General features: G+C 35.5%; 12 protein-coding genes and 4 pseudogenes. 7 read left to right on the top strand and 9 right to left on the bottom strand.

Going from position 1 to position 14,443, the window contains the following annotated elements; translation table 11 throughout:
- Window positions 1-347: 347 nt before the first annotated feature.
- Window positions 348-521, top strand: a complete 174-nt coding sequence (locus FTV04_RS15050; RefSeq protein WP_218949946.1) for a hypothetical protein — start codon at window positions 348-350, stop codon at window positions 519-521.
- Between the two features lie 150 nt (window positions 522-671).
- Window positions 672-1,602, top strand: a pseudogene (locus tag FTV04_RS15055) (IS5 family transposase).
- Window positions 1,603-2,280: 678 nt separating this feature from the next.
- Here the strand turns inward: FTV04_RS15055 and FTV04_RS15060 are convergent.
- Window positions 2,281-5,130, bottom strand: a complete 2,850-nt coding sequence (locus FTV04_RS15060; RefSeq protein ID WP_180090248.1) for a relaxase/mobilization nuclease domain-containing protein — start codon at window positions 5,128-5,130, stop codon at window positions 2,281-2,283.
- Entirely contained in the window at window positions 5,127-5,450 is a 324-nt protein-coding gene (locus tag FTV04_RS15065) for a hypothetical protein (RefSeq protein ID WP_180090250.1), read from the bottom strand. Before FTV04_RS15065 ends, FTV04_RS15060 begins: the two co-directional genes overlap by 4 nt.
- Before the next feature lie 288 nt (window positions 5,451-5,738).
- Between FTV04_RS15065 and FTV04_RS15070 the strand changes: the two genes are divergently transcribed.
- Window positions 5,739-6,110, top strand: a complete 372-nt coding sequence (locus tag FTV04_RS15070) for a hypothetical protein (protein ID WP_180090252.1) — start codon at window positions 5,739-5,741, stop codon at window positions 6,108-6,110.
- 18 nt (window positions 6,111-6,128) lie between these two features.
- Window positions 6,129-6,359, top strand: a complete 231-nt coding sequence (locus FTV04_RS15075) for a hypothetical protein (protein ID WP_180058677.1) — start codon at window positions 6,129-6,131, stop codon at window positions 6,357-6,359.
- 186 nt (window positions 6,360-6,545) lie between these two features.
- Here the strand turns inward: FTV04_RS15075 and FTV04_RS16910 are convergent, their stop codons facing one another.
- From FTV04_RS16910 to repM, 3 genes and pseudogenes are all read right to left on the bottom strand, one after another.
- On the bottom strand, window positions 6,546-6,653 hold the full coding sequence (locus FTV04_RS16910) for a hypothetical protein (RefSeq protein WP_257221084.1): 108 nt from the start codon (window positions 6,651-6,653) through the stop codon (window positions 6,546-6,548).
- Window positions 6,654-6,665: 12 nt separating this feature from the next.
- Window positions 6,666-7,058: pseudogene (locus FTV04_RS17030) on the bottom strand (tetratricopeptide repeat protein); the annotation flags it as partial.
- 512 nt (window positions 7,059-7,570) lie between these two features.
- Window positions 7,571-8,485, bottom strand: a complete 915-nt coding sequence (gene repM, locus FTV04_RS15090; protein ID WP_180041988.1) for a replication initiation protein RepM — start codon at window positions 8,483-8,485, stop codon at window positions 7,571-7,573.
- 451 nt (window positions 8,486-8,936) lie between these two features.
- Between repM and FTV04_RS15095 the strand changes: the two genes are divergently transcribed.
- Window positions 8,937-9,566: an AAA family ATPase gene (locus FTV04_RS15095; RefSeq protein ID WP_180090256.1), complete on the top strand. Its 630-nt coding sequence runs from the start codon at window positions 8,937-8,939 to the stop codon at window positions 9,564-9,566.
- Window positions 9,563-9,799, top strand: coding sequence for a hypothetical protein (locus FTV04_RS15100; RefSeq protein ID WP_180038290.1), 237 nt, complete (start codon window positions 9,563-9,565; stop codon window positions 9,797-9,799). Before FTV04_RS15095 ends, FTV04_RS15100 begins: the two co-directional genes overlap by 4 nt.
- A gap of 169 nt (window positions 9,800-9,968) precedes the next feature.
- Here the strand turns inward: FTV04_RS15100 and FTV04_RS15105 are convergent, their stop codons facing one another.
- Window positions 9,969-10,211, bottom strand: coding sequence for a hypothetical protein (locus tag FTV04_RS15105; protein WP_180090258.1), 243 nt, complete (start codon window positions 10,209-10,211; stop codon window positions 9,969-9,971).
- 152 nt (window positions 10,212-10,363) lie between these two features.
- Between FTV04_RS15105 and FTV04_RS15110 the strand changes: the two genes are divergently transcribed.
- Window positions 10,364-10,588, top strand: coding sequence for an XRE family transcriptional regulator (locus tag FTV04_RS15110; RefSeq protein ID WP_180041982.1), 225 nt, complete (start codon window positions 10,364-10,366; stop codon window positions 10,586-10,588).
- An 85-nt stretch (window positions 10,589-10,673) separates the two neighbouring features.
- Here FTV04_RS15110 and FTV04_RS15115 read toward each other — a convergent pair whose 3' ends face one another.
- The 3 genes and pseudogenes from FTV04_RS15115 to FTV04_RS15125 all read right to left on the bottom strand — a co-directional run.
- A complete protein-coding gene (locus FTV04_RS15115; RefSeq protein ID WP_180090260.1) occupies window positions 10,674-13,559 on the bottom strand; it encodes a type I restriction endonuclease subunit R in 2,886 nt (961 codons plus the stop codon).
- A gap of 129 nt (window positions 13,560-13,688) precedes the next feature.
- A pseudogene (locus tag FTV04_RS16920) lies at window positions 13,689-14,189 on the bottom strand (restriction endonuclease subunit S); the annotation flags it as partial.
- 54 nt (window positions 14,190-14,243) lie between these two features.
- A pseudogene (locus FTV04_RS15125) lies at window positions 14,244-14,443 on the bottom strand (IS5/IS1182 family transposase); the annotation flags it as partial.

Below are 14,443 nucleotides of genomic sequence, written 5' to 3' on the forward strand. Positions count from 1 at the left end.
TTATCGCATAGACATTTTAATTGGTGAATAACATCGCCTGTAGCCCCAAAGTAGAGAGTCTGTATAGGAAATTTCTACTTGGGAATAAAACGGTGGCTTACTCAAACTATTGAATATAAAAAAATTTTATTCCCATGAAGGTTTTTTTGTTTTTTTCCTAAAAATATATTAACCTGATGATTAATTAAGATATTTTTTCTTAAACAGCTAGTAAGCAATCGCATAGGCGATTTTTTTCTAACACTATATATTCTGATTGTTATGTAAGTCTCAATGAGAATATGTAGTGTTATTAGCTAACTCTACTTAGTTAATAATTATCTTCATCATCAATGGAACAGAAGATTATGACCAACTCCGAAGATCCGAAAAAATTCCCATTTTCGGAGGCTGAATTGCTCGAAAACATAGATGAATATAACGCACATGCAGATGAACTTGCTGTACTTCAAGAAGCCGAATACTGTATAGCCACCAAAATTCTAGACACATATAACCATCTTCTGATTAAACTAATTTAAAACTTAATAAAAACTAAAATAGAACTAAATAAAAATCAAACTAAATGAATTATTAAACAATCTTCAGTTTACCATCAGCGGCTATTTGCAACAGTGGGCTTTGTTGCACAAAGCTATTCTTGAGGGCTTCTTCAGCAATATAATTTCCAGATGAAGAAGCCTACATCTAAAATCTACCGTACAATAAATTGGTCATCCTACAATCGTGCTTTAATCAAGCGAGGGAATATTTCAATCTGGTTTGATCCGAAGACCCAATGGTATGCACAACCACAAGGCAAGCACGGACGAAATCAAACTTATTCCGATACAGCGATTCAATGCTGTTTAATGATCAAATCTCTATTCCGTCTTTCTTTGCGTATGGTCACTGGCTTTGCTCAAAGCCTGATTAAACTCAGTGGCTTGAATTGGACAGCACCAGATTACTCCACCCTCTGTAGACGACAAAAGCATATTGATATTGCGATAAGCTATCAGAAAAGTCGTGATGGGTTACACCTACTCGTCGACACTACGGGTTTAAAATTTTTAGGTGAAGGCGAATGGAAGCGTAAAAAACATCAGCCTGAATATCGTCCAATGGCGTAAATTACATATTGGTATAGATGCTAAAACCCTGCAAATACGCGCTATTCAGCTCACAACCAATAATGTCAGTGATTCACAGGTACTTGGTGATTTACTTGATCAGATTCCACAAGATGAACAGATTGACTCTGTTTATACTGATGGAGCTTATGACACCAAGAAATGCCGTCAGGTCATTGCAGATCGGCAAGCGCATGCGGTGATTCCACCTAGAAAAAATGCGAAACCATGGAAAGATACAAAGATCAGCTCGCTAGCGCGAAATGAATTACTTCGAACAGTTAAACGTTTAGGCAGGACACTATGGAAAAAATGGTCAGGCTATCATCGGCGAAGTTTGGTTGAAACTAAGATGCATTGCATCAAGTTATTAGGCGATAAACTCAGTGCGAGAAATTTTCAAAGCCAAGTGAATGAGATCCATGCACGCGTAGCCATATTAAATAAATTTACAGAATTAGGCAGACCTCACACCCGATTTGTACCTTAAATTTGAGTCACTTAGGGGTATTTTATTTTTTAAATCTTTGTGCAACAAAGCCGCAACAGTGTCTAAAATTTTACATCACTTTAATAGAATAAAATTTAGTTCTTTTTTGACTATGATTAGAATTTTTTTGGCAATTATCTATTTTTTTGTAAAAAAATTTTTCTAAGATATAACTTCTTCGTTATTAGATCTGATTTACTTATTAAATTGTTCAAATCAGATCTTAAAGTAATCAAATTTTCTTTATTTTCTATAGAGTGGCTACTAATTAAACCATTGATTACCCTATAGTATTTATAATTTTTATATTTATATGTAAAAAATCGAATTGAACTAACACGATTGCAATATTCGTCTAAGTTTTCAAAATAATTTTTTTTAACAGATATAGAAATAATATCCGATGAACTGTATGTAATTTCATCTAAAATATCATTAAGAAAGTAACTATATATTGTTGATTCAGACATTATGCACCCTTAACTAAAAATTACATGAAAAAAAAGCTCTAGATTCATGTCTTTTAATTAAGAGTGACTTCTCTTCCTGCGACTAAACAACAAACCTAATCATCTAATTGAGAGTCAGTTGTTACCGTAGGTAGATATATTTATAACGTAATATTCACGTAATGCATAAACTTTATACACCAAAATTCATTCATTTTGTTTAATAAAATTATAAGCAAAAATCTGAAGAATCATTTATTTCCACTGAAGAATCACGACCACCAACCAAAAATAAATGTTTGTTTTTATTAGAATTACAATCATTAATGCTTGTATTTTCTTGTATCTGAGTTGCAGGTATCGGATCTAAAGAATCATCCACTATTTCCACGTTTTTATTGGCAAATTCTTCTTCATTAACATGATTTTTTTCTTCCGCGGGCGCAATATCAAATGTGATTTCTATTTTTGTTAATTGTGCAATCTCTTGAACTTGCCTTTTAAAATCATCTGTTCCTGATACTAGAACTGACCCGAATTTATCTAGAGCAAGTAAGAGTGCATCCTCAATATGCTTTTTTTGTTCACTCACGACTATAATTTCTGGTGAATTATCTCTCTCAAAAAAAGCAACTTTTCGCTGATCTATATAAAACTTTTGCCCAAATTTGTATTCAATTGCATATTTATTATGAGAAAAATATTTCTGTTTCTTGTTTTGATCTTCTGTGATTTTCGGATCTTGAGAATCTAGTGTATTTGACAACTTATTTTCTTTTTTCTTCTTTAAATTACTATTTTGACGATACTCAAAATACTGTTGAATCTGTAAATAATCTAGTTCAGATAAGCTTTCAGAACGCTGATAGTTTTTATTTGTTTCATTTTTTGGGATTAATCTCAGATCAGATCCAGGAGAAGAATAAATGGGTCTCATCTTCGGATGCTGTTGGCCTACAGATGCATCTAGTACTGATTCTAGGTTTAAATATAGTTTCCAACAGTATTCGATCTCTTTTGAATTAAAATATTGTTTATTTAGCTCAGTCGACTGAGTTTGTATTAAGTTATTCACTCTTTGTATCAGTATCTTCTGACTTTTTTCGTTGAAGCCTGAAATAATATTACTATCTACACAATTTTTTAACGTGAGTTGCAGTTTCATCAAATCTATATCACAACAATTTAAAAGCATACTTGTTTTCACAAGTGCGGTACTTTGATTCTGACTCTCTGATATAAATTTTTTAAAAATTAAGTTAAAACATGCTTCCAATCCAGATTGCGACAATTTTTTAAGACTCGGCAATACTCTTTTTTCATTTATATCAACAAGTTTCTCGTCATTTTCAAATGATTGTAAAGCGACTGCATATAACTTTTTAAATTCTGGTAGACCAGTTGGAGTGGCTTTCGCATTTGAGTCGAGATGTTGTATGCATTGATAAAGGCGTGGAACAGAATAATTACTGAATACCAAAATTCCATACTGATTTTGAATCGCGATGGGCTCGTTGGGCTGATGCTGGTTATAAATGATCTTCGCGGTTTTAATTTTTGGATTATCTTGTCGAATAAAGTTTCGAGATTGTCGTTGATCCAATAAAAACTGTTGCTGTATCGATAGATGATGCAGAGGCGATATATATTTTAAAAAATCGGCATAAGAGGTAATTTTTGAAGAACTAAATTTTTGAAGCAATGAGAATTTAGCTTGTGTATCTTGCAAGACTTTTTGACTTAATTTTTCATGAGATTGGCTAAAATTCTCTCTCTGTAATTTTCTAAGTTGAGTTTGTTCTGCCTGATTTTGATAATGCAGAAGTGTAAAAATGCTCTGCGTAGATTGATTTGGATACGTTTTTTTAAATGATTTTAACCATTGCTTTTTATTATTTTGATAAATTTCATTTTCAAACTTAATATCTTGGTAGGCAAATTTACGCGATGAAGTAATCGAATCTTTTTTATCTTTAAGTTTGAGATATTGGTCATGTAAATCTTTGACTAAAAAATCTTTCTGCTCAAAAAGATGATAAGGATGTTGATCATTGAACTTATGCTGTATAGATGTAACTGATTTTTTTCTGAAAATTGCATTGGAAACAGGCATCATACTTGTTTCAAAGTTACCCCATTTTTTTTCTAAATTTTTTAGGGTCGTGGCTTTATTGCAAAATAGGGATGCTTTAAAAGTCTGCTCACGATGTTGCCCAAATTTAACGTTGAAAATAGCACCATTACGCTTTTTTTCGTAGTAAATCCCATATGAAGCAAGTTGCTCATGCCATTTTTGCCAACAATCTGAATGATTTAATACATACTGAATAACTCTATTTATTTGCTGTATGTCTCCTTGACCATGGGATATTCCAGTCGTGATGTCACTTTTTTGTTGATGTCGATGTTCTTGATCTCGAATTTTGGTACTTACTTTTTCGGCATCGGGTTGAGCTATGTAATTTGGATTTTCATTGCATTTTTTTGATTCGAGATCATAGATATACATCGAATTCGGTTCAGGTTCCCATGCTTGTTTTGCTTCAATTTCAGCTATAGCACGATGTAATGATTTATGGATCCACCCCTCTCCTAAATCGATCACTTTATTCTCACCATGCTTATTTTTTTGAAATGGATGAACTTTATTAATGATCAAATGATAATGCACATTGTCAGTATCCATGTGCATTGCATATTGCATTTGTAGATCCTTCGCACCCAAATGTTTTGAGATAATGTCTATTTGTTCTTCTAATTGTTCAATGGTCGGTACCTCAAATTTTTTAAAGCTACCGATGATATGAACAATTGGGTCAATCACTTTGCTGTTCAAACTGGCAGTTTGTGACATTTCTAGCTTTTGCTGTTGCGGATCATCATCTAAAAAATTTCTAGCGTTTGAATAAACACATTTCTCGATCGAACTCAAATCAACACTTGGATGAAGTTGATGAATGTAATCTGATAAAAGATCAGTGCGTGAGGGTTTGGGATCATGAATATAATCAGACAGACCATTCACACGTTGTTCTACTGAAGATGTTCCAGTCGTATTTTCTATAACTTTAATAATCATCGTTTTTCAAACTCATCATTTAGTTTACGAACGAGCATTTTTACTTCTTGCACCACCTGTTTAATCTGTTCGACCTCATACTTAACTTGTTCTAAATCATCCAATTCTTTAAATATTTTTATGAGCATAAATCCGAGCAAGCGAACATTATGAATGTCATTTGGTGCTATAAATCCGATGATCGAAGTACTCAACAGTTTATGTCGTAAGTAGTCAAACTGCGTCAAAGATGCCTGCTTACAGGCATCTTGAATTTGCTTAAATTCATCTTCAGTCAGATGAATCAACATCTGTTTTTTAAAAGCATCTTTTCTATTCATCTTTTCTATTCATTTTTTCTATTGTAAGCAAATTGAGACCGAGCATCGCGAGCTCGAGATTTGTATTTGGACAAAAGATATCTTTTGTCCCATCCTGTACCTTTTTAGCAGTCATGATATTGGCTAAATATGATAAAAATAATGCGATTTTTTTAGTTTTTTTCTTATCGCAAAAAGTACCTTTTTTGAGAGATTTTAAAATTCAAAAAGAGTTGCTTTTTGCCATACTCATAAAAATGAATGTTGCAAATAATGAGGTTGTATATTTATTTTTGTAGGAAAAATCTAATGCAAAATCAGAATCTTTTAGAGCTTGAGACACAGGATTCAAATCATAAATCTCCTGGTTCTTCGCCCACGCCATCTCCTGAAATCGCAAAAAAATCTGTTGTTCGCTCTTCAAAATATTTTGAGAAGAATGAAAAAATATATAGTGAAAATGACTCTAAGAAATTTGAGAGTATTTTGCTGCTTCATATAGAAAAAATGAAGGAAAAGACGAAAACTCGGAATCAACTGCTGACTCAACATAAGCAAACTTTACTTCATCTTTTCAAATTGGGTGCAACAATAGATGATGTTCTGACCTTTCTCCAAGAAAATAATTTCAGCGGTATTACTGCTGACAATTTAAAAGAATTTTTAAAGAAGAGTAAATAAATCGGTTACACCTTTATCTTGAGCGATGGCTATATCGATGATCTTGAGCATGACCGCTTAGGTAAAGAGTTCCGTCACGACATTGAACCGTATGAAACAGCAACCAAAGCATTCCTAGAAGAATTGAATCGCGGGCTATTGAATATCTATACCAACTATTACGATCACATGCTTTCAACCGAAGTGATTACGCAATACTTATTGGCTAACTGCCGGTTTGAGGGAAACGGTAACATCCACTGGAACTAATTTATAAAAAAGCCCTCAATTGAGGGGCTTTTTTATCTAATGGGGCATAAAGCCTCGTGATTCAATATTCGAGCGTCATTTACTATTGGTGTACTCTTGAGTGATACGCAGACCATTGGAATTATAAGAACTTAATTGCTTGTGTGCTGCTATATTCCCATTCTTAGCTGAATGTAAAAAATGCTCTTAGGCTTTTGAATAATCTTGAGGCATCCCCCCCCGCTCATAGAGAACTCCTAAATTATAATGAGCGACCGCTTGCGCCTCAGTCGAATTAGTTTCGGATTTTTCCATCTTGACTGCTTTGCTTAAAAGTTCAAAGGCTTTATTATAATTTTTCTCGACTACCGTGTCTGACATATACATATAAGCTAGATTTACAAGCGCACCGGCTCCCTCTTCACCTCGACCCTGCTCAACAGATTTATTAAATAATTCATAAGCCTTTGCATAATCTTGTTTTACACCCCAACCATTTTTATAGCTCAAACCAAGATTATATGAACTGCTAGATTTACCACCATTAGAAGCTTTTAGATACTAGTAATTCGCTTTGACGTAATCTTTATCACAACCATGACCATTTGCATAAATCCCACCTAGAGCATTTTGGGCATCCGTATAACCTTGATTTGTAGCTTTAGATAACCATTCAAATGATTTGAGATAGTCTTGATGTAAAAGTCTACCATACCGTATCGCACCCCAATTTCGTACTGAGCTTCCGCATTCCCTTGAGCAGCTAAGCGCATAGTATTTTCTATCTTAGAATTAGCATGAGCCGAACTAAATATTAATGTTAAAGCAATTATAACAATTGATTTATTAATCAAATCCAAAGAGCGTAAATCACGAACAATATTATCTCAAACAACCAAAATATTAATCGGAAAACACCCACCAAAAATTGTACCAGGTAGTGGATTTTTGCGGTAATGACAAAAGCATCCACTTGGGTGATATACACCAGTGTATCTGCAATAAAAAAATAAGGCAGTTTCAACTGTAAAATTGAAATATTAGGCGTCCGCCATTCATTTGCTTAAGCATTATGACTATCCACATGATATGGCATTACTGGCTACAGAAACTGTACTTGAGTAAGCAGAGCACTTGGCAAAAGGACTTGCAGCCTCTGCCTAATTTCTACCACTAAATAACAACTAAAATAAAATTATATTGATTTTAAATTAGATGTATTTTAGTTGTATTTATACCTCTAAACCAAGTTCCTTAAATACCTCATTGTACTTTTGAATGAACTTCTCATCTTGTAGTTCAAGCAGAAGTCTTTTCTCAAGATCAGCATAACTCTCACCTACTGCAGCTTTCTGACTAGCAAATGGATCATAGTGAGCTAGCTTATTGGCAAAGAATTGAATTTGCTTATCTGAGAGCTTCTTAGGCTTCGTATGGGTAACTTCCTTAGGTTGGTGCTTAGCAGTGAATGTAAATGAAAAACCACTGATCGTACGCCCTACTTTGTGTTGTTCATAAGAAGCTGTGATATCTGTGAGCTCATTGATTTGGTTTAATGCTATATCGAGTACTCGAACCTTAAAGTTTGCCATCTTCGCATAATCACCCTTAGCTAACCCAAGCTTGAAGCGAAAGTCATCAATATCAAATATAGGTGTCTTTCCCACACTACGCCATTGAATCAGTAACTCATAAAGGCGAATCGCATACTTACTTGTAAGAGAGCTAATTTGCTTAAGTTCATAAGCAGTGAATGACTTCTCAAGCTGCGTAATTAATGGAATGACATCAGGCGCAAAAGTGAGTTCTACGATACCTGCAGAATCAACATAGGCTATTTTGGATACCCAACGTGATTTGACGATCTTTTCCTGCTGGGTTCCCTCATGGATCCCCTTATAACTGAATTTGCGCTCAAAGAGATTGCTAGCAGCGTTTTTAAGCCCCTCATAGGCTGCGTGCTTATCAACATTGAATTGCTTCATGTAATGATGAGCATGGACCTCTAGAAGACTATTCGCATCCACATTCTTGCTTAACTCTCTTGCTTGAACAATTGCCAATAAAATCAGTCTCTGTTCTGTTGTATCCAGATTATAGCTAGCATTGATTAATGCGTTATCCTTCACGACTAGATCATTTTTCACTATTGGGATCTTTTCCTTTAATTATAGCATTAGGATACATCAATTACACATGTAGACACAAGGTGGGAAAACGTAGACTTAAAGGTGGGAAAACGTAGACTTAAAGGTGGGAAAACGTAGACTTAAAGGTGGGAAAACGTAGACTTAAAGGTGGGAAAACGTAGACTTATTACCTCTGAAATGCTTGCTATATAAGGCTTGCAGAGGTCTTAAAAATAAAATTATTAAAAGTATTTAAAAATAAAAACGGTTATTGTTTAAAAATTAAGAGTATTTTTTGTTTTACGAGTATCCATTTACAGTTATGAAGATAAATGAAAGAACGATTTCCATATAGGTGGGAAAACGTAGACTTATACTAAATAAGAATTTAGTAATTTTTTACCTATTCTTTACATCAATCTAAAATATAACTATATTAGATTCAAATTAGTTACAAATTACAAGTAAAATGATCATCTTAATTGGAAGCCAAAAAGGTGGATGTGGGAAATCCACAATAGCCATCAATATAGCAACTTATCTTGCTAAACATAACAAAGACATTGTTTTAGTTGATGCAGATCCTCAACAGAGTTCAGCTAACTGGGTTAAGGACAGAGATGAAACAAATCTCCCTAAGGTACATTGTGTGCAACGATATGGAGACATCAAGAACACACTGAAAGACTTAGATAGCCGTTATAACTATGTTGTTGTAGATGTAGCAGGACATGACAGTAAAGAGCTTAGAACAGCAATGTTGGCAGCTCATTATCTTGTAGTGCCATTTAGACCTTCACAATTTGACCTGGATACCTTACCTCATCTTTCTGAAGTCATAGATCAGGCACAGTCATTTAATGAAGAACTCAAACCATTTGGGTTACTCACCTTAGCTCCTACGAATCCATCTGTATCAGAAGTACAACAAGCAAATGAGTATTTAGCAGATTTTCCTGCGTTCACGGCCTTATCTGCAGTAATCCATGACAGAAAGGTTTATCGCGATGTAGCAGCAGAAGGGAAAGGTGTAGTTGAATCCAATAACCCAAAAGCAGTTGACGAATTTGAGGCGTTCATGAAGGAGTTATTAGCATGATCAAGAAGAGAGAAATCAGTAAACCAAACTCTCCTGACATGGATTCTTTCATCAATGGTGCAGATGAGCAAAAGGTGACAAAGCTAGATCCTAAAGCCCCTAGGAAATTCAAGACACACACAATTCCTATGAATGAACATGAGTATCAATTGTTGGTTGAATTGGCCGAAAAGTATGGCCAAACGCATAATGGAATTATCCGCTTTGCTTTGAAGAAACTTAGTGAAGAATAGAAACTAATTTGAAACTAAATTAATTCTATTTTGGTTTTAATTTGTATTCGTTTTAGATGTAAAAAAAAGCCCTTCATCATTAAGGGCTTTTTATATGTAATTTTTTCTCTCGTATGACCTATATTCTGATTTAAAGTGCTACAAAACAGAAAAGGCTATCCTTAAATTACTAGTCGAAGTTAAAGAAATTGTCTGGGAAGCAAGAAAGGAATGCCTTTTGAATATCGCTGTATTCACCTTCAGGATGTTCCTCTAGATACCGTCGAGTCCAAATCAGTGTTGCTTCATAATCGTTAAAACACTGATCGAGTTGTAAAAAAATCCAAAGTTCATTTGCTTTTTGAATGAAAAAGTCATTGATGATCATCAGTGCAATTTTCTTTTCAGTATTTGTATTAGGGTATGAATACATAATGATTTCTCCTATATAGATGGTAAATAGATTAGTTGATAAGCTATTTATAACACATAAATTTATGTGTTTGCCACATAATTTTATGTGTTTTTATGTAAATATAACCCTATGCTATAATTTCAAAACACCATTTCTATAAATTTACTCCAATGCCATATACTGAATTTCAACGTCTTATCGGTAAAGCAGGGCTTTCTATTAAAGAATTTGCTGAATTATTAGACATGAAACCTAATTCAATTACGAACTATAGTAAACAAGGTGTCGTGCCTACACATATCGCTGTAATTGTTGCGCTGATTTCTACGATGAAAGATGAGGGATTGGATTTCTATCCAATTTTTGAAAAAATTAAATCGTATTCAGAAGATTAAAACTCTCGTTTTTTAATTATTTTTAAGCGATGAATAATGATGTAAAAAATGCCTGAACTTCAGGCATTTTTTGATTCTGGGATGTTTATAAACCTAGATAGAACTTTTCAATAAAGTTTCGAGTTTTGATAACTAAGGTATTCATTAGGGTCTTCCGTTCTGAGATCTTAGGACGATTAATCGGTAAGTCTTTGACATCTTCACGGCTAGGTAGACGTTTAGTGTATTCATATTGGCTGAGCACCGTTTTAAATATCTCAGGCTTGATGGCTTCTTTTTGACATAGTTCATCCAGAGCCTTCTCTTTTTCTACATCCCAAAACTGAGCAAAGGCCTCTTCAACACTTTGACCATTGGCCATCCGTGGAATGTTTTCATCTAGAAACTTTTGAATCAGCTCTTGTTTGTCGTACAAGTTGTGATTGGTCGAGATGATATCTTGTACCTGGGAACGATACTGCTGCTTCTTTTCAGGATCTTTATGATTAACCACCGATTGCAGTAAATTCAGGATATAACCGACATTTACGGTATCGCGGTGGATCAGTTCAAGTTGGAAATTGACGTCATTGAGGACCGATACTTTGTCTTTAGGCTGGATCACACGGACGTTGTTGTACAGATATTTGTACTGTGAGGTGTGCTTTTGGAATTCAGCTTTGTTTAAATTGGTACTATCTTGGTCATACTCTACAAAGTTTTCCAATTGTGCATTGATCCGCATTACCTCACGGAAGGCTTTGACGTATTCTAATTGCTGTTCTTCAGTTTCTAGCGTATTGGGTACTTGGTCCGGATCTGGGGCAATACTGAGTAAGTGGGCAACCGCAGCATTGTACTTTTCTTTAATGCTATCGAAACTTGGGATTAGGACAATTTTTTGTGCTTCATCCTTGTTTGAGAATAAGGTGAGGGCTTGGTCCGTGGCCTGTTTCAAGTTACGGAAGCACAGAATATTACCGAAGGGCTTGTCTGCGTTCAGAATACGGTTGGTGCGTGAAAAGGCTTGAATGAGACCATGATATTTAAGGTTCTTATCGACATACAGGGTGTTGAGTGGTTTTGAGTCAAAACCAGTCAGGAACATATTCACCACAAGCAGGATATCAATTTCTTTTTTGCGTACCCGATTGGCAATGTCACGATAGTAAGCATAGAACTCATCGCCTGAGTTGTAGTTTTGGCCAAATTTGGCATTGTATTCAGCAATGTATTGATCAAGCTTATCTCGATTGGACTGACTGATTTTGGTCGGGATATCCGCAGACTCTTCTTCAATTAAACCACTGTGCTCTTCGACCTTGAGTTCTTCATTGGCTGCAAAGGAAAAAATCGTGGCAATCGTCAATGGTGTATAAATCCCGCCTTGTTCTTCAGCTTGTTGCTGTTTTTCTTGCTGTACTTTTTTGAACAGTTCGTAATATTGGGTCAGGACTTCAACAGAACTGACACAGAACATTGCAGTGAAGGTTTTATTTTTGGTTTTAATATGGTGATTGTCCAGAATATACCGGGTAATCATTTCGAGGCGAGCAGGGTTATCAAACAGCTCTTTGGTATCAATTCCTTCAACATCTTCTTCATAGTTGTCGCTATTTTCGATGCCGTTACTGGTGTATTTACCTAGATAAGCAATTTGGAAAGGTAAGACGTTACCATCACGAATAGCATCGGTAATCACGTATTTATGTAGGCATTCGTCAAACAGGGCATTGGTGGTGACTGCTTTCGAGTCAATTTTCAGTTGGCTATTTTTCTCAAAAATTGGCGTTCCTGTAAAACCAAACATTTGCGCCTGATTAAAGAAGCGTTTGATATTGCGATGGGTATCGCCAAATTGGCTACGGTGACACTCATCAAAAATGATCACGACTTTTTTGTCTTTGAGATAGCCAATCTGATCGCTATAACGATCAGAGCTAATTGCAATATTGAGCTTTTGTAAGGTGGTGACAATCAGTTTGTCATGCTTTTGGCCCAATTGAGTGACTAATGTGCCTGTATTCTTGGTGGTATCAACACTGTCTTTTTTGAAGGCATTAAACTCACGTACTGTTTGAGTGTCGAGATCACTGCGATCCACCACGAACAGAACCTTTTCAACTTCAGGCAAGCGCATGATCAATTGACTGGCTTTAAATGAGGTCAGGGTTTTTCCTGAGCCTGTGGTGTGCCAGATATAGCCATTTTGCTCCGAATGTTGCACACGTTGAATAATCTGCTGTACCGCATAGATTTGATAGGGGCGTAGCACCATCAAACGCTTTTCAACTTCCAAGATCACCATGTATTCAGTCAGCATTTGGGTGATGTGCTGGTGATTTAAAAAGGCTTCGGCAAAGATATCGATTTTATGAATGTGTTTATTGTCAAAATCTGCCCAAGGGAAGGTAAATTCGAAATTACTGGTGCCTGTTGAATAGTAATGGGTGTGGTCACGATTGCTGATGACAAACAGTTGGATGTAATTAAACAGACCTGCTCCGCTACTATAAGCGACTTTGGCATAGCGTTGGGTTTGATTAAAGGCTTCAGGAAGCTCGACACCTGCGCGTTTTAGCTCGATTTGGACTAAAGGTAGGCCATTGATGAGCAAAGTGACATCGAAGCGACTGGTATGCCCATTCGTTGCACTGTGATCAATCGCGATTTGATTGGTCACTTGATAGATGTTTTTCGTAGGATCAGCAAATAAAAAATCAATGTGGCGTGTAGATCCATCATCAAAGTTCACAGGAAAGCGATTACGCAATACCTTGGCACAGTTGAAACTGTTGCCTGCTTTAAGATGATTCAGGACTTGAGCCCATTCATGTTCAGAAAAAGAAGTGATGCCATTGGCACGTTCAACTTGAATTTTGAGGTTGCTCAGCAATTGAAGCTCATCTTTGACATCAACTTGGTTGTAGCCGAGCTGTTTGAGTTGTTCAATGAGTTCATTTTCAAGTTGAGCTTCGCTTTGTAAAGACATCTCTTTCTCTAATTTTTTATTCAATTACGGTGATCTAAATGAAATCCATCTGATTGAAGCTCGAAACATACTGTGATGTTTTACCCTCAAAGTCTTTCAATCAGATGGCTGGGTTTTATTGATAGATATTTAAACAAACATCTGCTGTAACAAGCCTTTTTTCCACTGTTTGGCTTGTTCAATTTGCTGTGCTACAACTTCAATCTTTTGGTCAATGGCAGATAAGAAGTTAGCGATTTTGGTTTGTTCTTCTAGGCAAGGGATCTGTATTTCAATAGACGATAAATCTGAACTATTGATTGCAGGATAACTTGTTCCTGTACAACGATTCATAACTTCATCTAAAAATGCCTTTTCATGCAAAGCAAAATAAATAAACTTAGAATTTAAATCCGTCCGAATTTGAGCATATCCCGTTGATGCCACATATTGCCCATCTAAATTGAAATAGTAATTATTTTGTTGATATGGTCGTACCATTTGGAATAATACATCACCTTTTGATAATAATCTTTGCGCTCGGCTAGGAGCATCAATCAAAGAAATATTTTTTTCTAAAAGTAACTGACCTTTTTCGACACTCTCTAAATCAATATAAATAAATTCATCAGGTAGTTTTTTTACCTTGGGATGGCTTTGTTGCACAAAGATTTGAAATGCAAAGCGCCCCTAATTGAGCGAAATTTAAGGCGTAACTTGGGTAAGTGGTCGACCTAATTCCGTAAATCTGTTGAGGACTGCTACACGTGCATGAATTTCATTCACCTGACTAGGAAAGCTTCTTGCCATTAATTTATCGCCTAATAATTTGATGCAATGCATCTTGGTTTCCACCAAACTGCGGCGATGATAGCCTGACCATTTTTTCCATAATGTCCTGCCTA

The organism is Acinetobacter sp. YH12219 (genome assembly GCF_013417875.1).
Taxonomy (GTDB): Bacteria; Pseudomonadota; Gammaproteobacteria; order Pseudomonadales; family Moraxellaceae; genus Acinetobacter; species Acinetobacter amyesii.

Bases quoted from the DNA above. Each gene is read 5' to 3' on its own strand.
- FTV04_RS15095 (WP_180090256.1), top strand. From the start codon at position 8,937: ATGATCATCTTAATTGGAAGCCAAAAAGGTGGATGTGGGAAATCCACA.
- FTV04_RS15065 (WP_180090250.1), bottom strand. From the start codon at position 5,450: ATGAATAGAAAAGATGCTTTTAAAAAACAGATGTTGATTCATCTGACT.
- FTV04_RS15060 (WP_180090248.1), bottom strand. From the start codon at position 5,130: ATGATTATTAAAGTTATAGAAAATACGACTGGAACATCTTCAGTAGAA.
- FTV04_RS15100 (WP_180038290.1), top strand. From the start codon at position 9,563: ATGATCAAGAAGAGAGAAATCAGTAAACCAAACTCTCCTGACATGGAT.
- FTV04_RS15070 (WP_180090252.1), top strand. From the start codon at position 5,739: ATGCAAAATCAGAATCTTTTAGAGCTTGAGACACAGGATTCAAATCAT.
- FTV04_RS15115 (WP_180090260.1), bottom strand. From the start codon at position 13,559: ATGTCTTTACAAAGCGAAGCTCAACTTGAAAATGAACTCATTGAACAA.
- FTV04_RS16910 (WP_257221084.1), bottom strand. From the start codon at position 6,653: ATGGAAAAATCCGAAACTAATTCGACTGAGGCGCAAGCGGTCGCTCAT.
- FTV04_RS15105 (WP_180090258.1), bottom strand. From the start codon at position 10,211: ATGTATTCATACCCTAATACAAATACTGAAAAGAAAATTGCACTGATG.
- FTV04_RS15050 (WP_218949946.1), top strand. From the start codon at position 348: ATGACCAACTCCGAAGATCCGAAAAAATTCCCATTTTCGGAGGCTGAA.
- FTV04_RS15110 (WP_180041982.1), top strand. From the start codon at position 10,364: ATGCCATATACTGAATTTCAACGTCTTATCGGTAAAGCAGGGCTTTCT.